At 51.9% G+C, this 24,767-nt stretch carries 23 protein-coding genes; 12 read left to right on the top strand and 11 right to left on the bottom strand.

Annotated features, from left to right (window positions below):
* Window positions 1-97: 97 nt before the first annotated feature.
* Complete coding sequence (yeaG, locus tag ACUY4Q_RS14405; RefSeq protein ID WP_458043432.1) at window positions 98-2,032, bottom strand: protein kinase YeaG; 1,935 nt, start codon at window positions 2,030-2,032, stop codon at window positions 98-100.
* A gap of 435 nt (window positions 2,033-2,467) precedes the next feature.
* Between yeaG and ACUY4Q_RS14400 the strand changes: the two genes are divergently transcribed.
* The 3 genes from ACUY4Q_RS14400 to ACUY4Q_RS14390 all read left to right on the top strand — a co-directional run bounded on the left by ACUY4Q_RS14400 (window position 2,468) and on the right by ACUY4Q_RS14390 (window position 5,449).
* Window positions 2,468-3,214: a MipA/OmpV family protein gene (locus tag ACUY4Q_RS14400; protein ID WP_458043431.1), complete on the top strand. Its 747-nt coding sequence runs from the start codon at window positions 2,468-2,470 to the stop codon at window positions 3,212-3,214.
* Window positions 3,215-3,305: 91 nt separating this feature from the next.
* Window positions 3,306-4,163 (top strand): aldo/keto reductase, encoded by an 858-nt coding sequence (locus tag ACUY4Q_RS14395; protein WP_458043430.1) that lies wholly within the window; start codon window positions 3,306-3,308, stop codon window positions 4,161-4,163.
* 110 nt (window positions 4,164-4,273) lie between these two features.
* Window positions 4,274-5,449, top strand: coding sequence for an IS4 family transposase (locus ACUY4Q_RS14390; RefSeq protein WP_458043070.1), 1,176 nt, complete (start codon window positions 4,274-4,276; stop codon window positions 5,447-5,449).
* A 50-nt stretch (window positions 5,450-5,499) separates the two neighbouring features.
* Here the strand turns inward: ACUY4Q_RS14390 and ACUY4Q_RS14385 are convergent, their stop codons facing one another.
* Window positions 5,500-6,384 (bottom strand): D-hexose-6-phosphate mutarotase, encoded by an 885-nt coding sequence (locus ACUY4Q_RS14385; RefSeq protein WP_458043429.1) that lies wholly within the window; start codon window positions 6,382-6,384, stop codon window positions 5,500-5,502.
* 81 nt (window positions 6,385-6,465) lie between these two features.
* On the bottom strand, window positions 6,466-7,461 hold the full coding sequence (gene gapA / locus ACUY4Q_RS14380) for a glyceraldehyde-3-phosphate dehydrogenase (RefSeq protein WP_041851661.1): 996 nt from the start codon (window positions 7,459-7,461) through the stop codon (window positions 6,466-6,468).
* A 341-nt stretch (window positions 7,462-7,802) separates the two neighbouring features.
* Here gapA and msrB point away from each other — a divergent pair, with 341 nt between their 5' ends.
* Both msrB and ACUY4Q_RS14370 read left to right on the top strand, forming a co-directional pair.
* On the top strand, window positions 7,803-8,216 hold the full coding sequence (msrB, locus tag ACUY4Q_RS14375; protein ID WP_458043428.1) for a peptide-methionine (R)-S-oxide reductase MsrB: 414 nt from the start codon (window positions 7,803-7,805) through the stop codon (window positions 8,214-8,216).
* A 40-nt stretch (window positions 8,217-8,256) separates the two neighbouring features.
* The gene (locus tag ACUY4Q_RS14370; protein WP_458043427.1) at window positions 8,257-8,535 is read left to right on the top strand and encodes a YeaC family protein; all 279 of its coding nucleotides are present in this window, start codon (window positions 8,257-8,259) and stop codon (window positions 8,533-8,535) included.
* Between the two features lie 58 nt (window positions 8,536-8,593).
* On the opposite strand, the gene chiD is transcribed toward ACUY4Q_RS14370, so the two are convergent.
* The 4 genes from chiD to sppA form a co-directional block, all read right to left on the bottom strand.
* Complete coding sequence (chiD, locus tag ACUY4Q_RS14365; protein WP_458043426.1) at window positions 8,594-9,847, bottom strand: chitinase ChiD; 1,254 nt, start codon at window positions 9,845-9,847, stop codon at window positions 8,594-8,596.
* Between the two features lie 488 nt (window positions 9,848-10,335).
* Window positions 10,336-10,977 (bottom strand): bifunctional nicotinamidase/pyrazinamidase, encoded by a 642-nt coding sequence (gene pncA, locus ACUY4Q_RS14360; RefSeq protein WP_458043425.1) that lies wholly within the window; start codon window positions 10,975-10,977, stop codon window positions 10,336-10,338.
* A 10-nt stretch (window positions 10,978-10,987) separates the two neighbouring features.
* On the bottom strand, window positions 10,988-12,004 hold the full coding sequence (gene ansA, locus ACUY4Q_RS14355; protein WP_458043424.1) for an asparaginase: 1,017 nt from the start codon (window positions 12,002-12,004) through the stop codon (window positions 10,988-10,990).
* A 125-nt stretch (window positions 12,005-12,129) separates the two neighbouring features.
* A complete protein-coding gene (gene sppA, locus ACUY4Q_RS14350; protein ID WP_458043423.1) occupies window positions 12,130-13,983 on the bottom strand; it encodes a signal peptide peptidase SppA in 1,854 nt (617 codons plus the stop codon).
* 162 nt (window positions 13,984-14,145) lie between these two features.
* On the opposite strand from sppA, the gene ACUY4Q_RS14345 reads away from it, so the two are divergent.
* The 4 genes from ACUY4Q_RS14345 (at window position 14,146) to ACUY4Q_RS14330 (ending at window position 18,130) form a co-directional block, all read left to right on the top strand.
* Window positions 14,146-14,697, top strand: coding sequence for an NAD(P)H nitroreductase (locus ACUY4Q_RS14345; RefSeq protein ID WP_458043422.1), 552 nt, complete (start codon window positions 14,146-14,148; stop codon window positions 14,695-14,697).
* Window positions 14,698-14,813: 116 nt separating this feature from the next.
* Window positions 14,814-15,857, top strand: a complete 1,044-nt coding sequence (gene selD / locus ACUY4Q_RS14340) for a selenide, water dikinase SelD (RefSeq protein ID WP_458043421.1) — start codon at window positions 14,814-14,816, stop codon at window positions 15,855-15,857.
* Between the two features lie 4 nt (window positions 15,858-15,861).
* On the top strand, window positions 15,862-17,805 hold the full coding sequence (locus ACUY4Q_RS14335) for a DNA topoisomerase III (protein ID WP_458043420.1): 1,944 nt from the start codon (window positions 15,862-15,864) through the stop codon (window positions 17,803-17,805).
* A 151-nt stretch (window positions 17,806-17,956) separates the two neighbouring features.
* Entirely contained in the window at window positions 17,957-18,130 is a 174-nt protein-coding gene (locus ACUY4Q_RS14330) for a hypothetical protein (protein WP_458043419.1), read from the top strand.
* An 80-nt stretch (window positions 18,131-18,210) separates the two neighbouring features.
* Here ACUY4Q_RS14330 and gdhA read toward each other — a convergent pair whose 3' ends face one another.
* A complete protein-coding gene (gene gdhA, locus ACUY4Q_RS14325) occupies window positions 18,211-19,554 on the bottom strand; it encodes an NADP-specific glutamate dehydrogenase (RefSeq protein ID WP_458043418.1) in 1,344 nt (447 codons plus the stop codon).
* Between the two features lie 272 nt (window positions 19,555-19,826).
* Between gdhA and ACUY4Q_RS14320 the strand changes: the two genes are divergently transcribed.
* Complete coding sequence (locus ACUY4Q_RS14320; protein ID WP_458047345.1) at window positions 19,827-20,075, top strand: DUF1496 domain-containing protein; 249 nt, start codon at window positions 19,827-19,829, stop codon at window positions 20,073-20,075.
* On the opposite strand, the gene ACUY4Q_RS14315 is transcribed toward ACUY4Q_RS14320, so the two are convergent.
* From ACUY4Q_RS14315 to xthA, 3 genes are read right to left on the bottom strand one after another with little or no spacing between them, the layout of a single operon-like run.
* Complete coding sequence (locus tag ACUY4Q_RS14315) at window positions 20,050-20,451, bottom strand: pyrimidine (deoxy)nucleoside triphosphate diphosphatase (RefSeq protein WP_458043417.1); 402 nt, start codon at window positions 20,449-20,451, stop codon at window positions 20,050-20,052. The two genes, ACUY4Q_RS14320 and ACUY4Q_RS14315, sit on opposite strands and share 26 nt — an antisense overlap.
* A gap of 8 nt (window positions 20,452-20,459) precedes the next feature.
* Complete coding sequence (locus ACUY4Q_RS14310) at window positions 20,460-21,629, bottom strand: sulfurtransferase (RefSeq protein WP_458043416.1); 1,170 nt, start codon at window positions 21,627-21,629, stop codon at window positions 20,460-20,462.
* A gap of 56 nt (window positions 21,630-21,685) precedes the next feature.
* Complete coding sequence (gene xthA / locus ACUY4Q_RS14305) at window positions 21,686-22,495, bottom strand: exodeoxyribonuclease III (protein ID WP_458043415.1); 810 nt, start codon at window positions 22,493-22,495, stop codon at window positions 21,686-21,688.
* 35 nt (window positions 22,496-22,530) lie between these two features.
* On the opposite strand from xthA, the gene ACUY4Q_RS14300 reads away from it, so the two are divergent.
* Window positions 22,531-22,860, top strand: a complete 330-nt coding sequence (locus tag ACUY4Q_RS14300; protein ID WP_458043414.1) for a fimbrial protein — start codon at window positions 22,531-22,533, stop codon at window positions 22,858-22,860.
* Between the two features lie 588 nt (window positions 22,861-23,448).
* Window positions 23,449-24,459, top strand: a complete 1,011-nt coding sequence (locus tag ACUY4Q_RS14295) for a fimbrial protein (RefSeq protein ID WP_458043413.1) — start codon at window positions 23,449-23,451, stop codon at window positions 24,457-24,459.
* The last annotated feature ends 308 nt before the right edge of the window (window positions 24,460-24,767 follow it).

Genomic DNA, 24,767 nt, shown 5'->3' with positions numbered 1-24,767 from the left:
TTCCTCACTCACTCCAGTCACTTACCTGAGTAAGCTCCTGGAGATTCGCTGCGTTGCCGCCTTCCTGTCACTCGAATGACGTCGGCAAATATTTTTATCATGACGATTTGCGTACGCGCAGATACCATTCGCAAAGCAGACGCACCTGTTTGCGGGTGTATCCTTTCTCCATCATACGGTCGACAAAGTCGTCGTGTTTTTTCTGCTCATCGGTTGAGGTTTTGGCGTTAAACGAGATAACCGGCAGCAGCTCTTCGGTGTTCGAGAACATTTTCTTCTCAATAACCGTGCGCAGTTTCTCGTAGCTGGTCCAGTTCGGGTTGCGGCCGCTGTTATTGGCACGAGCACGCAGCACGAAATTGACGATTTCATTGCGGAAATCTTTTGGATTACTGATCCCCGCTGGTTTCTCAATTTTCTCCAGCTCCGCATTCAGTGATTCACGATCAAAGAGCTGGCCGGTGTCCGGGTCGCGATATTCCTGATCCTGAATCCAGAAATCCGCATAGGTCACATAGCGGTCGAAAATATTCTGACCATATTCGGAATAGGACTCCAGATAGGCCGTCTGGATCTCTTTGCCAATAAATTCAGCATATTTCGGGATCAGATAACCTTTGAGGAATTCGAGATAACGTTCCGCCAGCTCCTGCGGGAACTGCTCACGCTCAATCTGCTGTTCGAGAACGTAGAAGAGGTGCACCGGGTTGGCCGCCACTTCGACGTGATCAAAGTTAAACACGCGTGAGAGGATCTTAAAGGCGAAGCGGGTCGATAGACCGTTCATCCCTTCGTCCACGCCGGCATAGTCACGGTACTCCTGATAGGACTTGGCTTTCGGATCCGTATCTTTCAGGCTCTCACCGTCATACACGCGCATTTTCGAGTAGATGCTGGAGTTTTCTGGTTCTTTCAGGCGCGACAGAATGGAGAAGCGCGCAAGCGTTTCCAACGTTCCCGGCGCGCAGGGCGCATGGGTCAGCTCACTATGGTTAAGCAGTTTTTCGTAAATCTTCATCTCTTCCGAGATACGCAGGCAGTAAGGCACTTTGACGATATAAACACGGTCAAGGAAGGCCTCGTTATTCTTGTTATTGCGGAAGGTGACCCACTCGGATTCGTTTGAGTGCGCAAGAATAATGCCGTTAAAGGGCAGGGCGGAAATACCTTCTGTCCCGTTATAGTTCCCTTCCTGGGTAGCTGTCAGCAGCGGGTGCAGCACCTTAATCGGCGCTTTAAACATTTCGACGAATTCCATGACCCCCTGGTTTGCCCGGCACAGTGCCCCGGAGTAGCCATAGGCATCGGGATCGTTTTGGGCATGATTTTCCAGTTTACGGATGTCGACTTTACCCACCAACGCCGAGATGTCCTGGTTGTTTTCATCTCCGGGTTCCGTTTTGGCAATCGCAATCTGTTCGAGGATGGATGGCCAGACCTTCACGACGCGGAACTTAGAGATATCGCCGCCAAAATCATGCAGGCGTTTTGCGGCCCATGGCGACATGATGGTGCCGAGGTAGCGGCGTGGAACACCGTACTCTTTCTCAAGGATTTGCGCATCTTCCTGCGGATTAAACAGGCACAGCGGATGGTCGTTAACCGGGCTGCGCTCGCCGTTGGCGCTAAGTACATAAATAGGAACACGCTGCATTAAGGCTTTCAGCCGTTCTGCCAGCGAAGATTTCCCCCCGCCTACCGGACCAAGCAGATACAAAATTTGTTTCTTCTCTTCCAGCCCCTGGGCGGCGTGTTTGAGATAGGAGACGATCTGCTCGATAGCCTCTTCCATACCATAGAACTCTTCAAACGCCGGGTAACGACCGATGACCCGGTTAGAAAAGAGACGGGAAAGCCGTGGCTCTAAAGCAGTGTCCACCATCACTGGCTCACCAATGGCCATCAATAGTCTTTCAGCTGCGTTAGCATAGGCACTGCGATCTTGCTTACAGATGGCAAGAAACTCCTGCAGTGTGAACTCTTCGTCCTTGGCAGCTTCATAGCGCTGGCGATAGTGATCGAATATATTCATGGCATGCCGTCCTTTCGTTTTTTAGCACAGGATAAGAGCCGTTCATATGAGTAGTAGAGAGGCTCCCGGAAGCGTTAACTGAACGACGCTAACAGTCTCACAGCAACCCTTATGCCAGGCCCTGTGTTAATAACAAAAAGCGGGTTCGTTAAATCGTCTTCTTAAAATTAAGCGTAGATGGCATTTGCAAAACTTGCATGATGCAAAAAACTAATTTCAATGACATATCAATAACTCATCAATAAATACTTTCTTTTGTGATAAGCCTTTCAGCACGAAATCACAGCCGCTTCACAAATTTGCAAGCCCCCTGTCATATAAAGACAGCAGGCTACAGAGTTTAGTTTTGTAATGCATAAGTAAAAAAATTTGGGATGATTGAGGTGGGCGGTTACACTTCCTTCGCCGATTATTGACTACAGGAAAGAAAGGACTGTGACCAAATTCAAACTCCTGGCACTGGGTGTGCTAATCGCGACTTCTGCCTTTGCTGCCAACGCCGAAAGTAACTTCTCTCTCGGTGCGGGCGTGGGCGTGGTGGAGTCTCCGTATAAACAGTACGACAACAAAGTCTACCCGGTTCCGGTTATCACCTATGAGAGTGATGACTTCTGGTTCCGTGGTTTAGGCGGCGGCTACTACCTGTGGAATGACGCGGCTGACCAACTCTCCGTGTTTGCTGCATACTCTCCGTGGAGCTTTAAGCCTGGCGATAGCGATAACAATCAGCTGCGTCAGTTGAATAAGCGTAAATCGACGGCGGTGGCGGGCCTTTCTTATATTCACAACACGGAATACGGTTTCCTGCGTACTGCGCTTGCGGGCGACGTACTGGACAACAGTAATGGTGTGACATGGGATTTGGCGTGGCTTTATCGCTATACCAACGGCGGTTTAACCCTGACGCCAGGCATCGGTGTTGAATGGAGCAGCGATAATCAGAACGAGTACTACTATGGTGTTTCTCGTGCTGAGTCTCGTCGTAGCGGCCTCGATAGCTACGATCCGGACAACGGCTGGAGCCCGTATCTGGAACTTACCGCCAGCTATCGTCTGAATGACAACTGGAGCGTTTACGGCACTGGCCGTTACACCCACCTGTCTGATGAGATCAAAGACAGCCCGATGGTTGATAAGTCCTGGGCCGGATTGTTATCTGCGGGTGTGACCTATCGCTTCTGATTGTGCGCTTTTATAGTGCAATTTGTGCATTAAAACAGGGCCATTGGCCCTGTTTTGTTTTACGGTGGTGCGTGACGTTCAGGAGGATAACATGACAGAGAAGAATGTACTTTTCGCAGGCGATATCTCACTGCCTGCCATCGGTCAGGGAACCTGGTACATGGGTGAAAATGACCGACACCGTCAAAAAGAGGTCGATGCACTGCGCGCGGGCATCGACCTTGGACTCGGATTGATCGACACCGCAGAAATGTATGCCGACGGGGGAGCCGAAGAGGTCGTGGGCGAGGCACTGCGCGGAGGGCTGCGCGATAAAGTCTACCTCGTGTCTAAGGTCTACCCGTGGAATGCCGGCGGCAAGAAAGCGATCGCCGCTTGCGAAGCCAGTTTACGGCGCCTCAATACCGATTATCTCGATTTATACCTTTTGCACTGGCGCGGAAATTTCTCGCTTGCTGAGACGGTTGAGGTGATGGAAACCCTGATTCAGCAGGGCAAAATCCGCCGCTGGGGCGTCTCGAACCTGGATTACAGCGACATGCAGGAGCTATGGCGAGTGCAAGGCGGTGATGCCTGTGTGACTGACCAGGTGCTGTACCATCTCGGATCGCGAGGTATCGAGTATGATTTGCTGCCCTGGTGCCAACAGCAGCAGATGCCGGTCATGGCCTATTGTCCGTTAGCTCAGGCCGGACGGCTGCGTGACGGATTAATGCATAATGCAGTGGTGGAGTATATCGCCCTGGCGCATAACGCCTCAGCGGCGCAAATCTTGCTGGCCTGGGTTATCAGCCATAAAGGGGTGATGGCCATTCCTAAGGCAGCAAGTGTGGCTCATGTTGAAGAAAACGCCGCTGCGTTGAAGATAACACTGAGTGGGGAAGAGTTAGCTCTGCTTGATAACGCCTTCCCGGCGCCGGGGCGGAAAACGCCGCTGGATGTGGTCTGAATCTGCGGTCAAACCCTCTCCCGTGCGGGCTGAGGAATCCCCAGAAAAAGTGAAAGGCACGATGAAGTGTGATCTACTGGTTGCGCTAACAAATCAGAAGAGACCTCATCGTGCCTTTAAAAACAGTGTGCCAGAAATTCTTTTCCTCGTCTTTACGCGGGATTCATTCTTTCCGCATTAATGTCCTCACTTCCATGGCTGTTGCGCTCTGCAACGGCGCTGAACTCACCCTGACCAGTCTCGGACGCTCCCTTCCCGGTTCCGCTCACGTCAAAAATAAAATCAAACGGGTCGACCGCGCCCTCGGTAACCCGGCCCTTCACCACGACCTTCCCCGTATCCAGCAACAACTGACTCATGCCATTATTTCCCTTATGCCGTTCTGCGTTATTGCTGTCGACTGGACCGGATGGCCTGATAAAAACTGGCATCTGCTGCGCGCCAGTCTGGTCTGTAACGGCCGCTCACTTCCCCTGATGAGTGAAGTTGTTCCGGCTGAACTCGCCCAGAACAGCGGGATACAGTGCGCCTTCCTCGACCGCCTCCATGCTGCTGTTCCGGCAGGAAAAACAGTCACGATTATTACCGATGCTGGCTTCCGGACCGACTGGTTCCGTCACATCAGTCTGCTGGGCTGGTCCTTCATTGGCCGGGTCAGAGGGCTCGTGTGCTTCCGGATGGAAGGCGATACGCGCTGGATGAAAATCAGCGACCTTCATGCCGGCGAATACCCGGTAAGAGTGGGTTATGGTGTTCTGGCCCGGAAACCCCGGACGCCCTGTTACGGTCACTTTTATCTGCAAAAACGCCCGGGCGCAGGCCGTCACGGCAAAGGGAGACTGCCAAAAACGCAGAGGGAGCACCGTCGCAGCGCACAGGAGCCGTGGCTGCTGTTCAGTAATGTGACGGGTATGGAGCCAGCACAGATAATGACGCTGTACAGTCGCCGGATGCAGATAGAGCAGAACTTCCGGGATGAAAAAAGCCCGCGCTTCGGGTTCGGGCTGAGGCTGAGCCGCAGCCAGGGCAAGGGACGTCTGGCTGTACTGAGCGTCGTGGCGGCCATGGCAAGTCTGGTGATGTGGCTGGCAGGATATCTGGCGGAGAAAAAACAGCGCCACCTGCGCTACCAGGCAAACAGTCTGAAAGACAAAAGGATCCTGTCTTATGTGAGGCTGGCGGTTGAAGTTCTGCGGCATGAGCCCGGAATACTGAGGCGGATGAATATCGTTAATGCACTGAAAACGTTAGGTAAAGAGTACAGTAATATGGTCATGGGGACCTGACCATATTACTGGGGATCTCTCAGCCCGTGCGGGAGAGGGCTCAGATGTGATTAACGCTTCACAACCTTGATCGTCTGCGCGAGGCGAGACGGATTTTCTTCCGTCGTTTTCTGCGCTTTAGTTGCGCACGCGGATTCCACACACACGAAGGTTTTGTAACCGTCGTCAGGCATATCCGCCATGCTGGCAGACAGTGCCGGACCCGGGTTCCAGCCGACCACATTGAAGTGATGATGATGAATCACTTCAATGGCGCGGTTCAGGGCACCATCATGAATGACGCTGCAGGCTTCCGGGTTGAGATAAACACGATCGGTACGGTCCGGGAAGGTTTGTACACCGTCGGTCAATGCGTCTTCTTTCGCATCGTTCACTTTATCAATAAAACGATCGCCCAGTCCGCTGACTTTCACTGCCTGAATATCACCAACATTGAAGTAGGTGTGCAGAGCCGAATGAGTCTCAAATTCCCCATGCGCTTCGAGTTCGATTTCGCAGGTTTTTCCCAGCTTAAAGCGAGCTAAAAGGGTGAAGTCGTGGGCCCAGAACTTGCGTGACTCATCGCTGCTGTGCAGTTCGAAGGTCAGGACAACGCCGTTATCATCTTCATTATGCGCTTTTAACGTCCACGGCAGGTTGCGGGCGAAACCGTGGGCGGGCAAACCTTGTTGTGCTGCCGGGCCAAACCAGGGCCAGCAAATCGGTACGCCACCACGCAGAGCGACGCCGTGCTTGAACGGCGTATTACCGCTTAACCACAGGACGTCTTCCTCGCCCTGGGGTTTCCAGGAGAGCAGATGTGCGCCCTGCAGGGCGACAGAGGCTTTAACAACGGGATGATCGACGACAATAACGTCCAGTTCATCATTGATACGGCGGGACAGAGTAGGAGTAATTTGTTCTACAACCGGGAGAGCAAAAATTGTGTTTATCATGGTGCAATCCTTCGTTAGCGTGACACTAAAAACAAAAAAGGCGACCGAGGTCGCCTTTATAGATCAGAGTCTCATCTCAACTTATTTGGAGATGTGAGCGATCAGGTCCAGAACTTTGTTGGAGTAGCCGGTTTCGTTGTCGTACCAGGATACCAGTTTCACGAAGTTGTCATTCAGTGCGATACCCGCTTTAGCATCGAACACGGAAGTGCACACTTCGCCGTTGAAATCGGTAGATACAACGTCGTCTTCGGTGTAACCCAGAACGCCTTTCATTGCGCCTTCAGAAGCCGCTTTGATTGCTTTCTTGATTTCTTCGTAAGACGCTGCTTTTTCCAGACGAACGGTCAGGTCAACAACAGAGACGTTAGGAGTAGGAACGCGGAACGCCATACCAGTCAGTTTACCGTTCAGTTCTGGCAGAACTTTACCTACTGCTTTAGCAGCACCGGTAGAAGATGGGATGATGTTCTGGGATGCGCCACGACCGCCACGCCAGTCTTTATGAGACGGGCCATCAACGGTTTTCTGCGTTGCGGTGGTCGCGTGAACAGTGGTCATCAGACCTTCGATGATGCCGAAGTTGTCGTTGATAACTTTTGCCAGCGGTGCCAGGCAGTTGGTGGTGCAGGATGCGTTAGAAACGATGTCCTGGCCTTCGTATTTGTCAAAGTTAGCGCCTTTAACAAACATCGGGGTGTTGTCTTTGGAAGGACCAGTCAGAACAACTTTTTTCGCGCCAGCAGTGATGTGCTTACGAGCAGTTTCGTCGGTCAGGAAGATACCGGTAGCTTCAGCAACAACGTCAACGCCGATTTCGTTCCACTTCAGGTTAGCCGGATCTTTTTCAGCAGTCACACGGATGGTTTTGCCGTTAACAACCAGGTGGCCGTCTTTGACTTCTACGGTGCCGTTGAAGCGGCCGTGGGTAGAGTCATATTTCAGCATGTACGCCATGTACTCTGCGTCTAACAGATCGTTGATGCCAACGATTTCGATGTCAGAACGTTCCTGAGCAGCACGGAAAACAATGCGACCGATACGGCCAAAACCGTTGATACCTACTTTGATAGTCATATATTCCACCAGCTATTTGTTAGTGAATAAAAGGTTGGCTGTAAAATTACAAAAACCTTACGCAGCGTCAAGCGGAATCGTGTCAATCATTGCGACAAATCATATTCCGCCTAACCTTTGTTCGACTGATTCGTCTCACTCTTCCCATGAGCATTCTTTCCTAATGGGGACGCCGTCCCGAATTTTAAAGGGCATGCAGGATAAAAATGTGAACAAGGTCACAATTACCCCTGCGCATTTTCGGCGCGATTAAGTTTAGAACAAAAGTGAGGGCTTCATTGTTAATGTTTTGTTAGAATCACTGATGTGTTGTACGAGTTCTTATTGCGGGATGTGAGCATATGACGACAAAATCTTCTCAGGACGATCTGAAAAAAAATCTTACAGAAATGCAGTTCTATGTGACGCAAAATCACGGCACAGAACCGCCTTTTACAGGTCGCTTATTGCATAACAAGCGTGAAGGCGTTTATCACTGTCTGGTGTGTGATGCCGCGCTGTTTCAGTCACAGACGAAATTTGACTCCGGCTGCGGTTGGCCAAGCTTTTTTGAGCCCGTCAGCGACGAGGCAATTCGCTATATCAATGATTACTCTCATGGGATGCAACGCGTGGAAATCCGTTGCGGGAAATGTGATGCGCATCTGGGCCACGTCTTCCCGGATGGTCCACAGCCCACCGGAGAGCGTTATTGTGTGAACTCCGCCTCACTCAGTTTCTCCGATGATGAAAACGGTGAGCAAATTAAAGGGTAGCGAATCGATTCAGCAATTATTCCACTGGAGCTAATTTACCATGGATCTTGATCAAGTCATTAACAGCATGACGCCAGAAATCTATCAGCGGCTTGTGACAGCGGTAGAATTAGGCAAATGGCCCGATGGCGTAGCGCTGACGCCTGAGCAAAAAGAGAACAGTTTGCAACTGGTGATGCTCTGGCAGGCAAAAAACAATACCCAAGCGCAGCACATGACCATTGATACGCAGGGTCAGATGGTGATGAAGACGAAACAGCAGCTCAAAGAAGAGTTTGGTATTGGCGCGAAGCCGATTACCACGATAAAGATCGAGTAGACCAATATTCATATCGGGCCGGAGAGCAATAGGATCTTGCTTCCGACCCGCCTTATATTTACGGTTTAATGTTTAGTGACTCGGCCAGCTGTTTTGCCAGCTCATTTTTATTATCGGCGCCATATTCCCAGAACATGGCTCCGCCAAGCCCTTTTTCTTTGATGTATTCAGCCTTGATGGCGACCGAACGTGGATTCTCGTAAGACAATGCAAAAACCGATTTTCCCTCTGTAGTGGCAATGGAAAGCCAGGGGACTTTTGCTCCATCGTCCCATTGTTCAGTAAACCGTTTCTTAGGGTCATTGAGCAATACGTTAACGATGTCGTTGTATTTGAGATAAGTATCTTTGCTAAGATCAAAACCCAGTGTTTCGAAAAGCGCCACGGTTTCTTTATCAAAATAGGGGTGGGTGACGGGATGTTTTTCAGCTTCAGTCAGACTCCAGTCAATACCTGGCTCAATAGCGCGTTTGGGTACCCGCCCATAGAAACCAATGCCGAGATTCATTTGTTCAGGCTTCACTCCCGCAGCCAGATAGTTACTCACCACATAATCAACGCTGTATTTATCGGCCTGTACAACCGTAGGCCATGCGCGTGAATCATAAAGATTCGCGTTGAAATATTGTGTTCCGTAGGCCATGTCGTAAGTCATCAGGTTGATGTAATTCAACAATGGAGCAATTGCTTTAACGTCAACCCACGTTTTCGGACTTTCGGCATTTGCGCCGACAGCAATGGTAACCAACTTATTTTGACCTAATGCCTCACGCATTTCTTTAAGCAACAATGTAAAGTTGTCGCGGTCCTCCGGTTGGCTGTCGACGGCTCCCCAGGCTCCGTTGACCGGATATTCCCAGTCCAGATCAATGCCATCAAGCCCGTATTTTTCCACGATACTCTGAGCGGAACGGATAAATATTGTCCGGCTCTCTTTTGTCGCTGCTGCTCCAGAAAACCCGCGCGCCCCCCATCCTCCGACTGAAAGCAGGACTTTCAACGTTGGGTTTTGTTTACGCAACTCAGGAAGTAAAGCGAGATCGGCATCGACTTTTGGCGATAACCAGATCTGATGCAGCTTTGCGGTATTTTTTAGTGCGCTTTGCACTTCGTCCTTTTCATCGTTGTAAATTAAGCCAAACGAGTAATTTAGATGGGTGATAAGACTAACATCCAGTTTGCGAATATCACTATCCGCACCGCCTGTTGTATCCCCTCCATTAAAATATCCGACCGACATCATGGTGGTGGCGCTCGCCATAATAGAAGTACAAAGTAGTGGCAATGCTGCCAATCTAAACATCCTTTTCATAAAAATCCTCTTTGACAATCAATTGATTAATAAAACCACGTTCGCTCCGTGGAAAAGAAAAGCTTTTGCACGCTAACACTTCCGGCATGCGAAAACCGGGAAGGTGCTCACGTCCGTCTGCTTAAAAAAATAAATTTTTCACACATGAAACTCATTCAAGAGCGCTTATGTAAATAATAAATTAAAGGAGAGGGGGGGTTATGTTTGCTCACATATTCATGCGGTGAATAATATTTATTTTATAATAAAAAAATAATTAAAGGGGGCGTCGCACAACATCCATTATTGCCTGCGATAATCGTCACATTCTGTGAACAAATATTATTTGTGTTATGCAGTAAAAATAAATTTCAGCGTGAATCATATTACATGAGGCGTTATTTATTAGACCAGGTGCCGCTTGTCTGGTCAGATTCTTAAAATTCTTTAAGCGCTGGCGTCAGGCAGTCGTCCTGAAAGCGGTCCGGCCAGCAGGCCGGACACGAAGATTACGCCTGGGTTTCCACCCAGTCCGCCAGGGTGTATAAGGTCGCGCCTTCGGCAGCCATATCCATAAACGCCTGCGCACTGTCATGGGCATTAAGATTCACGCCACGGCAGCCATCAGTAATCACGTTGACCTGATAACCGAGCTTTAACGCATCCAGCACGGTGAATTTCACGCAATAATCGGTCGCGAGACCCAGTACGGTGAGTTCAGCGATCTCGCGCTCGCGTAACCAGCCATCCAGGGCAGTTTTTTGGCGGTGTTCGTTGTCAAAAAAAGCACTGTAGCTGTCGATTTCAGGGTTTTCACCTTTACGCACAACCTCATCAATACTCTTATGATTGAGCAGGGGGTGCAGCTGTGCCCCTTCCGTGTGCTGGACGCAGTGATCGGGCCAAAAGGTTTGCGGTAAACCGTCCAGCTCACCCTGAGTAAAAGGTTCAACTCCGTGCTGGCTGGCAAAACTTCCATGGTTTGCAGGATGCCAGTCCTGGCTTGCGACGACCGGCTCGTTTCTCGCTTTGCTCCAGTCAATCAGCGCATTCGCGACATCAACAGTGCTGTCGCCTTCAGCCACGGCCAGCGCGCCCCCGGCGCAAAAATCGTTTTGCAGGTCAACGAGCAATAACGCACGCTGTTTCATATTGCTGCCCTCATTCATCCGGGGTGAGTTCACCACGCAGATTCTGCCCCATTGCTTCGCGGATGGCCGCAGCATCGAGATTCTGGCTTAACAGATAATGAAGTTTCGTCAGCGTCGCTTCGACCGTCATATCCGCACCGCCTATCACCCCGGCATGCGCCAGCGCGTTACCCGTGGCATAGCCGCCCATGTTTACCTTACCGGACATGCATTGTGTGAGATTCACCACCACGATGCCGCGATTGCTGGCTTCCTGCAACTCTTTCAGGAAATGGCCGTTCTGCGGGGCATTACCCACGCCATAGGAGCGTAAAATCAGTGCTTTTACCGGCTGTTGTAAGAAGTTACGTACCACGTCAGCGGAAATACCAGGATAAATCGTCACCACCCCAATCGGCTGCGGGGTGATCGGATGAACGGTGAGCGCACCTTTGCCCTGCGGGGCGGGTGGCGTATTCAGTCGACGAATATGAATCCCCGCCTCAAGCAGAGGGGCAAGATTCGGCGATGCAAACGCATCGAAACCATCCGCATGCGCTTTAGTGGTCCGGTTGCCACGATAAAGTCGATTATTGAAGAACAGCGTCACTTCGTTGATAGGGAAGTTAGCCGCCACATACAACGCATTCAGCAAGTTGATTTGACCATCTGAACGCAGCTCTGCCAGTGGAATTTGCGATCCGGTTACGATGACGGGCTTGCTGAGGTTCTCCAGCATAAACGACAGCGCAGAGGCGGTATACGCCATGGTGTCGGTACCGTGCAGGATCACAAAACCATCGTATTCGTCATAGTGAGCGTGGATATCGTCAGCAATGTGCTGCCAGTCCTCCGGCGTCATATCCGACGAATCCATCAGCGGATCGTATTCGTGAATAGTGAAATCTGGCATCTCCGGGCGATGGAACTCAGGCATCAGCGCCAGCTGACGTTGTAAATGGCCCGAGACCGGAACATAGCCGTGTTCAGAACGCTGCATACCGATGGTACCGCCGGTGTAAGCAACATAAATCGATTTTTTTTGCATGGTGAAAGGAACGCGTTGTCACAAAGTGGGGGGAGTATATACGCAGTGAATGATTGATGCAGCGAAAGGCAAAAGAAAAGGCGGAAGCTTTTGCCTCCGCCTTTACAGATTTTACCCAGTTCGCGTTATTTTATATTGGCGCAGGTCAGGCAAAAGGCATAGCGATTCTGTGGGTCGTTAAACGCTGCCAGTTTATCGGTTTCTGCTTTCACCTGTACTGCTGCAGTGGCAAGCGGTGCAGGAAGATAAGCCTGCAATGCCTGCGGCAACATGGCACGCACGGAACCGGACATGCCATCCATGACCTTATCAAGGAATGATGGCTCATCTTCGTACCAGTCCACGTGCCACTGTTTCAGTTTCGCCAGCTCAGCGGCCTTGGTCAGGGCGTCATCAAAATCGCCCAATCCATCGACCAGACCATTGGCTTTTGCATCCTGACCGGTCCAGACATGGCCCTGCGCGATTTTATCGATCTGCTCCGGCGTGCTGTTACGTGATTTTGCGACCAGCGTGATAAAGCGCTTGTAACCATTGTCGATACTGAGCTGCATCATCTGCTGGACTTCCGTCGGCAGCGCTTTGGTGATGCTCATATCCGCGAGCGGCGAGGTTGCCACGCCGTCGGTATGCACCCCAATCGAGTCCAGACTGTTTTCCAGCGTATTGATTACCCCAAAGATACCAATAGAACCGGTCAGCGTACTGGCGTTGGCCACAATGTAGTTGGCAGGGGTGGAAATCCAGTAACCCCCGGACGCCGCCATCCCACCCATCGACACGACAACGGGTTTGTTTGCCGCTCTCGCTGCCGCCAGCTCCGAACGAATCACTTCTGAGGCGCTGACGCTACCACCAGGGCTGTTCACTCGCAGCACAATGGCTTTCACTTTCGGATCGAGACGGGCGTCGCGGATCTGTGAGGCCGTGGTATCGCCACCCACATTGCCCGGGGTTTCCTGACCGTCCATGATAGCCCCGTTAGCGAAGATAACCGCTACGGTATCGCCAACATCACTCGCGGCTTTGAGCTGATAATCGTAGTAGCTGATGGCGCGGAAATGTTTGTCTTTATCATCCCAGCCGAACTGTTTGCTCAGCGCTTTCTCAGCGTCAGCGCTGGACCCTAACTCATCGACCAGTTTGTTATTCAACGCGTACTGACCGGTATCGCCATCTACCTTGCGCAGGCCGTCCAGAACGCCCTGAGCGCCCGGGAAGATCTGTTGCGCGGTGACCTGACGGTTAGCGGCAACCGTGTTGAGATAATTTTGCCAGAGTTCGCCAATCCAACGACTGTCAGCCTCGCGCGCCGCCGGAGACATATCATCACGAATAAATGGCTCAACCGCCGATTTATAGGTGCCGACACGGAAGACGTGTGTGGTGACTTTTAACTTCTCCAGCAGCGACTTGTAGTAAAGGCCGTTGGTGGCAAAGCCGTGAAGATCGACCACCCCTTGCGGAGAGAGCCAGATCTTATTGGCGAAGCTCGCCAGGTAATATTGCCCCTGGCTGTAGTTATCGCCCACGGCATAGACCGGTTTACCGCTGTCGCGGAATTCACGCAGTGCTTTACCGATGTACTGCATTGAGGGTTGATCCGCGCCGGCAAAGTTTTTCAGATCCAGCACAATACCCGTGATATTGCGGTCGGCCTGCGCCTGGCGGATGGTGTCGACGATGTCGAACAGTGAGTTTTCCTGTAAACGGTCAGAGCTGGCCCCAAAGAACTGTCGTCCCAGCGCGCCCAGACGGTTGCTGGTCGTCGGTTTATCGACCACCACACCGGTGATGTCCATCAGCAGCGCACCTCGGCTGCTGTGTTCGGCCTTGCTATCGCTGAACTGCATCCATACGCCAGCAACCACCAGCACCAGTAAAACAAAGAATAAGTTGAGTACCAGATTGCGGATAAAATTCAGCAATCGCCAGGTCCACTTAAAAAAACCGGCAATAATGCGCCAAAGGGTTCGCATGCATTCTCCCTGATAAGTAATGTCTCCCGCTGCCCTGAGCGGGGAGTGTGGTTATCCTAATTACCCTGCGGCCTAAAGTCAGCAGGAATCGCCGTCGGTGCTGTAACAAATTCTGTGCTCGTGTTAATTTTAGGAACAAATTTCAATACAGGAGTTTAACTAATGGATGCACTTGAACTGCTCGTCAACCGTCGCAGTGCTTCCCGGTTGGCTGAACCGGCCCCGGCAGGCGAACAACTGGAAAATATTCTGCGTGCGGGTATGCGCGCGCCGGATCACGGCACCCTACAGCCCTGGCAGTTTTTCCTGATTGAAGGGGAAGGGCGCGACCGCTTCAGCCAGACGCTGGAAACCGCCGCCGTGGACGCCGGGCTTGATGAAAAAGCCCAGGAAAAATCCCGCACTTCACCGTTCCGTGCGCCGCTGATCATCGCCGTGGTGGCGAAATGCGTAGAAAACCACAAAGTGCCGGAATGGGAGCAACTGCTCTCCGCAGGATGTGCGGTGATGGCAATGCAAATGGCTGCGCTGGCGCAGGGCTTTAACGGTATCTGGCGAACCGGTCCGCTCACCGACAGTCCGATTGTGCGCAAAGCCTTCGACTGCCGTGCGCAGGATCAAATCGTCGGCTTCCTGTACATGGGGACGCCGCAGTTGAAAGCCTCCACCACGGTCAGCGTACCCGATACCACGCCGTTCGTGCGTCATTTCTGACCCCCGCCTGATAAACTGTCTGGATTGTGAGCGAACTGCCGCAATTCGGACAGTCTCGCTTATCACATCGAACTTTGAGCGTTACCATAGCCGGATTGTCCTGACAGGAGATGTCCATGAACGAAAACGGTATTCGTCTGACCCAATACAGCCACGGAGCAGGTTGTGGTTGTAAAATTTCCCCCAAAGTGCTCGATACTATTCTGCACAGCGAACAGGCGAAGTTTCTCGACCCGAACCTGCTTGTGGGTAACGAAACCCGCGATGATGCTGCGGTCTACGATTTAGGCAACGGGACCTGTGTTATCAGCACCACCGACTTCTTTATGCCCATTGTGGATAACCCATTCGATTTCGGCCGCATTGCGGCGACAAACGCCATCAGCGATATCTTCGCTATGGGCGGCAAACCCATCATGGCGATAGCAATCCTGGGCTGGCCTGTTAATACCCTGGCCCCGGAAATTGCCCGTGAAGTGATTGAAGGTGGTCGTCATGCCTGCCAACTGGCAGGCATTGCGCTGGCTGGCGGTCACTCCATCGATGCCCCGGAACCCATTTTTGGCCTCGCGGTGACCGGCGTCGTGCCCACCGAGCGGGTGAAGAAAAACAGTACCGCGCAGGCGGGGTGCAGACTGTTCCTGACCAAGCCGTTGGGCATTGGCGTGCTCACCACGGCGGAGAAAAAATCGCTGCTTAAGCCAGAACACCAGGGACTCGCAACCGAAGTGATGTGTCAGATGAACCTTGCGGGCGCGGCATTTGCCGGTATCAACGGCGTGAAGGCGATGACCGACGTCACCGGTTTTGGTCTGTTAGGCCACCTGAGTGAAATGTGCCAGGGGGCGGGCGTTCAGGCGCAGGTCTGGTATCAGGACGTCCCCAAACTGCCGGCGGTGGAAGAGTACATCGCGCTTGGCGCAGTGCCGGGCGGCACCCAGCGTAACTTTGCCAGCTATGGTCATCTGATGGGCGACATGCCTGCTGCGGTGCGCGATCTGTTGTGCGATCCGCAAACCTCCGGCGGTTTACTGCTTGCGGTTGCCCCGGAAGCCGAAAGTGATGTCTATGCCACTGCCGCAGAATTTGGCATTACCCTCGCCCCAGTGGGCGAACTGGTTACGGCTCGTGCCGGTCGTCCGATGATTGAGATCCGTTAAGTCGATGCGGTTGTTTATTGCGGAAAAACCCAGTCTTGGCCGCGCCATTGCCGATGTGCTGCCTAAGCCACATCGCAAAGGCGACGGCTATATTGAGTGCGGAAACGGACAGGTAGTGACCTGGTGTATTGGCCATTTACTCGAGCAGGCGCAGCCGGATGTGTATGACAGCCGCTATGCCCGCTGGAATCTAGCCGACTTGCCGATCGTGCCGGAAAAATGGCGACTTCAGCCACGGCCTTCTGTGACCAAGCAGATTAATGTCATCAAGCGCCTGCTGGCTGAGGCCACGGAGGTGGTCCACGCAGGCGACCCGGACAGGGAAGGCCAGTTGCTGGTGGACGAGGTGATTGATTATCTCGAACTGCCCGCCGATAAACGCCAACAGGTGCAACGCTGCCTGATAAACGATCTCAACCCGCAGGCCGTTGAACGGGCGATTTCGCGCTTACGTTCCAACAGTGAGTTCGTGCCGCTGTGCGTGTCTGCCCTTGCGCGTGCCCGCGCTGACTGGTTGTACGGCATCAACATGACCCGCGCTTACACGCTGCTGGGGCGTAATGCCGGTTACCAGGGCGTCTTGTCCGTTGGGCGGGTGCAGACGCCGCTGCTGGGACTGGTGGTGCGTCGTGACGAAGAGATTGAAAACTTCGTGGCGAAAGACTTCTTTGAAGTTAAGGCGCATATCATTACCCCGGCGGGAGAGCGTTTTACCGCTCTCTGGCAGCCGAGTGAGGCCTGTGAGCCTTATCAGGACGAAGAGGGGCGGCTGCTGCACCGTCCGCTCGCCGATCACGTGGTCACCCGCATCGCCGGGCAGCCTGCGAACGTCACGGGGTATAATGATAAACGGGAATCAGAACCGGCGCCGCTGCCTTTCTCACTCTCAGCGTTACAGATTGAAGCCGCCAAACGCTATGGACTAAGTGCGCAGAACGTGCTGGATATCTGCCAGAAGTTATATGAAACCCACAAGCTGATTACCTATCCACGTTCCGACTGCCGCTACCTGCCGGAAGAGCATTACGCCGGGCGGCACGCCGTCATGAACGCGATAGGCGCACATACAGGTTTGCTGCCGCAGCCGGTAGTGAACCCCGATTTGCGCAACCGAAGCTGGGATGACAAAAAAGTCGATGCCCATCATGCGATTATCCCGACAGCACGTGCCTCAAAGGTCAATCTGACCCACAGCGAAGCCGACGTTTACGCGCTCATCGCGCGTCAGTATTTGCTGCAATTCTGCCCCGACGCGGTGTTCCGTAAATGCCAGATCGACCTGGACATCGCCAACGGCAAATTTGTGGCCAAAGCGCGCTTTCTCGCTGAAGCGGGCTGGCGGACGCTGCTTGGGGGGAAAGAGCGTGATGAAGAGAACGATGGCACGCCGCTGCCGGTAGTTGCCAAAGGCGATGAACTGCTCTGCGAGAAGGGGGAGGTGGTTGAGCGGCAAACGCAGCCGCCACGCCATTTTACCGATGCGACCTTGCTCTCAGCGATGACAGGTATTGCGCGTTTTGTGCAGGATAAAGATCTGAAGAAAATCCTCCGTGCAACCGACGGTCTTGGAACCGAGGCAACCCGTGCGGGCATTATTGAACTGCTGTTTAAGCGCGGTTTCCTGAATAAAAAGGGGCGTTATATTCTGTCGACTGACGCCGGACGGGCATTGATTCACTCTTTGCCGGAAATGGCGGGCAGACCGGACATGACCGCCCATTGGGAGTCGGTGTTGACGCAAATCAGCGAAAAGCAGTGTCGTTATCAGGACTTTATGCAGCCGCTGGTTGGCACATTGCACGAGTTGATCCAACAAGCGCGTAATACGCCGGTACAACGTTTCCGTGGCATTGTTGCGCCTGGCGGAGGGAAGAAAAAGGCCGCAGGTAAGCGTACCGGGCGTAAACCGCGCGCAAATGATGCCTCCACTCCACCGGCTGCGGGCTGAGGATTTTGTTGCGCACGCATCCGTGAAATTGCCCAAAAATGGCGTAAAATTGCCCAATTCGCAGGAAGACGTGATCCTGTCGTCTTCCTGTCACAGACAAACAGGATTATGATGCGCGCGAACACAGACCATTTAGTAGCAGGACTGGAAAATGAGCGAGCAAAAATCCGTAGAAAATAGTGTTGTAAAAATCCCCACCCCGTTGCGCAACGCGCGAGCCGAAAGCCACGACAAACTGTTTAACGAGCTCACCGCAGATGAGCAAATCGCTATCATTCTTAAACGCCATCGGGAAATCGTCTCCTCGCTGGTTTCACGAGCATGAAATAAAAAGGCCCGGTGCGCAATGCACACCAGGCCTGATAATGTCTGGCCGGGGAGCGTTGAGCCACCCGGCTTTAATTTTTAAATAAGCCCCTGACCAATCATCGCATCGGCCACTTTCACGAAGCCCGCAATGTTTGCGCCCTGAACATAGTTCGTCTGCTTCGCTTCGCCACCGTACTCCACGCACGAATGATGAATATCCAGCATGATGTGGTGCAGACGCGCATCCACTTTTTCTGCTTTCCAGCCAAAACGGGCGGCGTTTTGCGCCATTTCCAGACCGGACGTGGCGACACCGCCGGCGTTTGCGGCTTTACCCGGCGCAAACAAGACGCCCGCTTCCAGGAACAGATCCGTTGCGGCAATAGTGGTAGGCATGTTTGCCCCTTCGGCTACGGCTTTTACGCCGTTGGCAATAAGCTGACGCGCGGCTTCCACATCCAGTTCGTTCTGGGTAGCGCACGGCAAGGCGACGTCAACCGGCACCGACCACGGTTGCTGACCTTCGAGATACTGCAGGCCAAACTCGCGCGCATAATCCGCCACACGGCCGTGCTGCTGCTCTTTAATTTCAATCAGACGCGCCAGCTTCTCTGGAGTGAAACCGGCTTCATCAACCACCGTACCGCTGGAGTCAGAGGCGGTAATGACACGTGCACCTAATTCCATCGCTTTTTCGATAGCGTACTGGGCCACGTTGCCGGAACCGGAGACCGAGACGCGCAGCCCTTCAAAGCTCAGACCATGGCGTTTTAGCATCGCCTGGGTGAAGTAGACCAGACCGTAACCGGTTGCTTCCGGGCGAATCAGACTGCCGCCAAAAGAGAGACCTTTACCGGTGAACACGCAGGCATTATTGTTCGAGAGCTTTTTCATCATCCCGGCCATAAAGCCCACTTCACGTGCGCCAACACCCATGTCACCCGCAGGCACGTCGGTATCAGGACCCAAATGACGATACAGCTCGGTCATCAAAGACTGGCAGAAACGCATCACTTCGGCGTCACTTTTCCCTTTCGGATCGAAATCGCTACCGCCTTTACCACCGCCCATTGGCAGCGTGGTCAGGGCATTTTTGAACGTCTGCTCAAAGCCAAGGAATTTCAGAATCGACAGGTTAACGGAAGGGTGGAAGCGCATGCCGCCTTTATAAGGACCGATGGCGGAGCTGAACTGTACGCGCCATGCACGGTTAACCTGCACCTGGTTTTTATCGTCGACCCACACCACACGGAACTGAATCACACGCTCGGGCTCGACCAGTCTTTCCAGAAGAGAGAGCTTTCGATAACGCGGGTTTTGTTCAAGGAAAGGCCACAGAGTGGTCATGACTTCACGGACGGCTTGAGCGAATTCGGTCTGGTGCGGATCGCGCTTTTGAACGTGGGAAAGGAACGATTCAAGAGTGCATGTCTGTTCCATAGATATAAGGGCCTCTTATGCTAGATGTTGGATGTTATGTTTTTATGGCAGCCAAAATTTCAGCGGTTTTCGACTATAACATCCGCAATATGACGTTAAGCAAGAAAAAATCGCGCGGGCGTATGAAATTAATAATTCCCGTTTCGTCATAATAAAAAACGATGACGTAAGAAACTGCTGCTGAGAAATAGAGATCCGTTATAGTAGTTAAAGGATTAATTCAGGAAGAAAATGTCATGAAGCGTGTGCAATGGGTGTTGGTCGGTTTATTCATGGTGGCATCGGCAGGCGTGCAGGCTGACAGGCGGATTTCGCCTGATGTGCAGGTCAATGTGCCGTCTGAAGTGTTTACCTCTGGCGGGCAGCAAAATTCACAGCCCTGCAATCAGTGTTGTATTTATGAAGGGCAAACGTATTCAGAAGGTGCGGTCATCAAAACTGAAGGCGTATTACTGCAATGCCAGCGTGACGAGCGCACCCTTTCCACCAATCCACTTATCTGGCGGCGCGTAAAACCTTAAATGCTTCCAGTAGAGGGATGTCGGCCGGGGCGAGGGGCCAGTTCAGCGCCTCGTCGGGCAGACACCAGACCAGCGCAGTGTGATGGTGGCGGGTAAGCGTACCGGTGAACGCAGGCACATGCCAGGCGTGCAGATGTATGATGCGCCCGGCCACGTCGCGCTGGTGACTGGCAACGTATTCTCCCGGTGTCGCCTCAATACCTAACTCTTCGCGCAATTCCCGAATCAGGGCCTGCGGTTGCGTTTCACCGGGCTCAACTTTCCCTCCGGCAAACTCCCATAAGCCCGGCTGATCTCCCTGTTCAGGACGTTGTGCCAGCAGAATTTTGCCGTCGCGTTCAATGATGGCCGCGACGACGTCAATCATCTTTTGCATGTTTCTCCTTATTTATAAAACTGGCTCCACTCGAACCAACCGCCATCATAGACGGCGATGCGCGGCCAGCCCATTGCCCGGGCGCACATAAAGGCCAGAGACGCGCGCCAGCCGGTGCCGCAATAAAAGGCGACGTCCTGTTCCAGCGTAATGTTTTGTGCCTGCCACATTGCGGTTATCTCTTCTGCACTGCGCAGCGTCCCGTCGGGGTTAAGAAAATCCTGCATGCCGTTCTTGCCTTGACCGGCATGACCCCAGCGGGCACCGGGAATGTCGCCTTTTGCGGAAATATACGCGTAACCACTCACCTGCCCGCTGTGTTCCTGCCAGCTGCGAATACTCACCAGGGCAGCATCTTCACGTTGCAGCATGCCTTGCGCCTGGACTCTGTTGATCAACAATTTCGGCTGAGCGGGAACAGGCATGCCAAAGTCTGCTGGCGAGGAGGTGGCAGGCGCCCCGGCGTGTTGCCAGCAAAATGCATCCACACGTGGGTTGCCGTCGAGCAGACGCACATCCTCTACCCCCGCATAAAGCAGAATGTGGGCCGCGCGGGCTGTAGCCAGCAGGTTATGACCATACAGGATCACGGGGGTATCAGAACGAATAGCTTGCGCCTCCAGAACTGACCGCAGCTGTAAGGGCGGCACAACATTCCACAATGGACCGGACTCCAGTTGACGGATATCCAGGTAAGCGGTCCCCGGAATATGAACGCAGGCGTTTATCTCCCCCGTGATGACCTCTATGACGTGCCATTCACCGGCGGGTTTTGCCGCGACGGGTTTGCCGTGCATAAGCTGGTGCAGCCACTGCAAAGGGACCCGTTGCCGGAAGCCGGGCAGTGATACCAGACGAGAGGGTTCAGTCAGGGCGTCGCTGAGGATAAATGCAGCATTGAGGCCTGACTGTCTGAGGCGCTCTGCCACGCGCTCACACCCCTCGCCATAAAACGCAATAACGCTGTTCGGTGTCAGGCCCCGGGAAGCGGACCAGGCCAGTAACGCCTCATCATCCATTTTATCCAGCCAGTCGCTCGCAAGATGCCAGGCTCCGGGTTCGTGACCAGACGTTCCCGTGAGGCCCATAGGCCAGCCGTTAAAAAGCGCGCTGTTGCGGGTGTCGATGAGAACGCCTTGTTGCTGTTGAACCTGACGTAAGGTGAGGGGCAGGGCCATTGTGGCGCCTCATTGAGACGCGGCAATCGAATGACTGCCGCGAGGTGAGAGGGATATTAGTCGACCTTGAAGGTTGCCCATACCGGGGCATGGTCGGATGGTTTTTCCATCCCGCGAATCTCATAATCGATGCCGGTTGCGATGCAGCGCTCTGCCAGCGGTGCGCTTGCCAGCAGCAGGTCTATGCGCAGTCCACGGTTATCGTCAAAACCTTTTGAGCGGTAATCAAACCAGGAGAAGCGTTCATTGTTGTCCGGGTTGGCAGCGCGCCAGGTGTCCACCAGCCCCCAGTTGATCAGACGGTCCATCCATTCACGTTCTTCCGGCAGGAATGAGCATTTACCGGTACGCAACCAGCGCTTACGGTTATCTTCACCAATGCCGATATCCAGATCGGTGGGGCTGATGTTGACATCTCCCATGATCAGCACTGGGTTATCTTTCTTCAGTTCGGTTTCAACGTAGTTTTGCAGGTCCTGGTAAAACTTCTCTTTAGCCGGGAACTTCGTCGGGTGGTCGCGGCTCTCGCCCTGTGGGAAGTAACCATTGATGACAGTGATATTTCCCAGCGGGGAGGGGATCTCCGCCATGATGATGCGACGCTGCGCTTCTTCACCGTCGTCCGGGAAACCACGGCGAACGGAAATTGGCGTGGCTTTGGTCAACAGCGCAACACCGTAATGACCTTTTTGCCCGTGATAGAAGACGTTGTAACCCAGTTTGGCAACGTCTTCGAGCGGGAACATGTCGTCATGGACTTTCGTCTCCTGCAGGCCAATGACGTCAGGCTGATGCTGTTCGACAATCGCTTCCAGTTGATGAGGACGTGCTCGCAGGCCGTTGATATTAAAAGAGACAAATTTCATGGTCGCCGCCAGATTGCTGAGGGAATGTGGCGGGAATGTTAGCAGAAAAGGGTGGGTCGGGCCACGGATCTATAGCCAGTCATCTGAGGCTGTTAAATCCTTACCGCGGCAACGGTCGTTACCCTGCCGTCAAAAAAGAATTTCAGTTTGCCCTCACCAGTGATGTATCAACGGCGGTGTCTGTCACTTTTGAAGGCGATTCGCTTAGCGGTACCGATAACGTTCTCAATAATGCCTACTCTGGTAACGACAATATCTGCGTACAAATGCTTTTTAATGACAATACACCAGTAAAACTGGAGATCAAAAACCCGGTGATATCCAGCGCCCAGGAACATGTAATACTCAAATTCAACGCATGTTAGTCAACGTTGTAATACAGTTGGGTAACGTCATTGAGCGGAAACATCTCGTCATGGATATTCGTCTCCCGCAGGCTGATGCTACCCGGCAATGGCTTCAAGCTGATGATGTTTTGCTTATAGGTCGTTAATATTATTAATTTTCGCCGTCAGATTGCTGAGGAAAGGTAGCGGAAGTTTTAGTAGAAGGGGGGCGGCTATGTATTTTGTTGCTAATAACGCGTTTGCAAATCTAAAAGTTATCAAGGTTGAAGTGTTGCCGATATATTTTTTTGAGTGCCGCAGTTTAATAAATTAAACTCATGTGGTGTTAATTGCTCCATGAGTGGAAATATATTTTGTTTTTCTTTTTAGTTAGTCTTTTTCTGGTGGATGAAATTCATTGTGACTGTGTTACTTGTTGATTTTACTATTAAAACACAATCGATAATAATCGGTAATTTGATTTTTATATTTATTTCATTCAGTCTACACGTCTGCCCATGATCTAATATCATTTATTAGCCTCGTTATTGTATTAAACTCTTGCCATAAACTTTGCAGGCGATAATAAGTTTTGTCGGGATTTGATATTTGGCGAGGGGTTGTGTGATGAAAGGGATATTCATTTTTTTAAAAGTACTACTAATTACTTTTTTACTTACGCCAGTAAGCGCCTTGGCCCTGGATTGTGATCCTACCCCCGGTAGTAGTTTTACTTTGAATAACGCCCCTCAGTATGTAATCAATCAGCAGGTTTCAATTGGCCCAATTGACAAAAATACCCTACAAATAGAAGTTGCGGATCTGAATAAAATAATAAAATGCACTGGTGGTGCAGGTAATTTTTACCGCAATGCGTTCAAGGTCGATGGTAGTGGGTTAACATTGTCATCTACACGTGTAGAGCAACTGGGTTTTGGATTATATTTAAACGACGAAAATGGAGTGACTCATACAGCACCAGCAAATAATGTCTGCGTGGCGCCAGATGTAAACTGTAATTATAATTATGCTGATACTAATAATAACCCCATTCCATTTTATGGTAAAGTCCTGTTAAAGAGAGCATCTGGCGCTGGTAACTGGAGCTCAGATGATAAAATACCAGCTGGGACTGAAATTGCGCGATTACAAACCTATTATAGATCTCAGACAGTTTGGTATCCTAGTCTCACATGGATATTCATCCTTAAAGATGATCTTGTTCCTCCCGATTATACCTGCAATATCACCCAATACGATAAAAGCGTCACATTACCAAATGTCAGCCGTACTGCTTTACAGAGCCACGGCAACGGTCGTTACCCCGATGTTAAAAAGGAGTTTCAGTTTGCGCTTAACTGTGACGCCTCAACGGCGGTGTCTGTCACTTTTGAAGGCGATGTGCTGAGCGGCACCGATAATGTTCTCAAAAATGCCTACTCTGGTAACGACAATATCGGCGTACAAATGCTTTTTAGTGACAATACGCCGGTGAAACTGGAGACCAAATACCCGGTGATATCCAGCGCCCAGGAAAATGAAATACTCAAACTTAACGCTTATTACTATTACAAAGGGGGTGATGTTGGCGCTGGACCCATCAAAGCCAACACCACGTTTATGTTTGATTATCAGTAAACCTCCCCCTCGCTTTTATTGGTAGCTGATTCACCGTGGCCAGCACTACTCACCTTTTCTGGAGCACGTCTCTGCCCCAGAAAAGGGCATTTCGCCCCAAAATGCAGCGCTCATCATCGATAAATTTCGCAGACGATCACAGATCCAGAATTATATTTCCCTTGTGCATAATATTTCTTTTTTATCCCGCCATTAATCACTCGCTTGCTAAAATTATTCACTTTTTATGCATTATATGTGAATAGCGACAGGTTTTAAGTTATTGATATTTCGTGTTCACCTTCGATTTATGCATTTTCAAGGCTGGC

Source organism: Phytobacter cepae, assembly GCF_054165735.1.
The sequence above is the reverse complement of the archived record's forward strand: the minus strand, read 5'-3'. Positions and strand labels throughout refer to the sequence as shown.

Coding starts and splice junctions, on each gene's coding strand:
- ansA (WP_458043424.1), bottom strand. CDS start 12,004: ATGCAAAAAAAATCGATTTATGTTGCTTACACCGGCGGTACCATCGGT.
- chiD (WP_458043426.1), bottom strand. CDS start 9,847: ATGAAAAGGATGTTTAGATTGGCAGCATTGCCACTACTTTGTACTTCT.
- ACUY4Q_RS14310 (WP_458043416.1), bottom strand. CDS start 21,629: ATGGCCCTGCCCCTCACCTTACGTCAGGTTCAACAGCAACAAGGCGTT.
- xthA (WP_458043415.1), bottom strand. CDS start 22,495: ATGAAATTTGTCTCTTTTAATATCAACGGCCTGCGAGCACGTCCTCAT.
- selD (WP_458043421.1), top strand. CDS start 14,814: ATGAACGAAAACGGTATTCGTCTGACCCAATACAGCCACGGAGCAGGT.
- sppA (WP_458043423.1), bottom strand. CDS start 13,983: ATGCGAACCCTTTGGCGCATTATTGCCGGTTTTTTTAAGTGGACCTGG.
- yeaG (WP_458043432.1), bottom strand. CDS start 2,032: ATGAATATATTCGATCACTATCGCCAGCGCTATGAAGCTGCCAAGGAC.
- ACUY4Q_RS14330 (WP_458043419.1), top strand. CDS start 17,957: ATGAGCGAGCAAAAATCCGTAGAAAATAGTGTTGTAAAAATCCCCACC.
- ACUY4Q_RS14320 (WP_458047345.1), top strand. CDS start 19,827: ATGGTGGCATCGGCAGGCGTGCAGGCTGACAGGCGGATTTCGCCTGAT.
- ACUY4Q_RS14370 (WP_458043427.1), top strand. CDS start 8,257: ATGGATCTTGATCAAGTCATTAACAGCATGACGCCAGAAATCTATCAG.
- ACUY4Q_RS14395 (WP_458043430.1), top strand. CDS start 3,306: ATGACAGAGAAGAATGTACTTTTCGCAGGCGATATCTCACTGCCTGCC.
- ACUY4Q_RS14385 (WP_458043429.1), bottom strand. CDS start 6,384: ATGATAAACACAATTTTTGCTCTCCCGGTTGTAGAACAAATTACTCCT.
- ACUY4Q_RS14315 (WP_458043417.1), bottom strand. CDS start 20,451: ATGCAAAAGATGATTGACGTCGTCGCGGCCATCATTGAACGCGACGGC.
- ACUY4Q_RS14335 (WP_458043420.1), top strand. CDS start 15,862: ATGCGGTTGTTTATTGCGGAAAAACCCAGTCTTGGCCGCGCCATTGCC.
- gapA (WP_041851661.1), bottom strand. CDS start 7,461: ATGACTATCAAAGTAGGTATCAACGGTTTTGGCCGTATCGGTCGCATT.
- gdhA (WP_458043418.1), bottom strand. CDS start 19,554: ATGGAACAGACATGCACTCTTGAATCGTTCCTTTCCCACGTTCAAAAG.
- ACUY4Q_RS14300 (WP_458043414.1), top strand. CDS start 22,531: ATGTTAGCAGAAAAGGGTGGGTCGGGCCACGGATCTATAGCCAGTCAT.
- ACUY4Q_RS14345 (WP_458043422.1), top strand. CDS start 14,146: ATGGATGCACTTGAACTGCTCGTCAACCGTCGCAGTGCTTCCCGGTTG.
- ACUY4Q_RS14295 (WP_458043413.1), top strand. CDS start 23,449: ATGAAAGGGATATTCATTTTTTTAAAAGTACTACTAATTACTTTTTTA.
- msrB (WP_458043428.1), top strand. CDS start 7,803: ATGACGACAAAATCTTCTCAGGACGATCTGAAAAAAAATCTTACAGAA.
- pncA (WP_458043425.1), bottom strand. CDS start 10,977: ATGAAACAGCGTGCGTTATTGCTCGTTGACCTGCAAAACGATTTTTGC.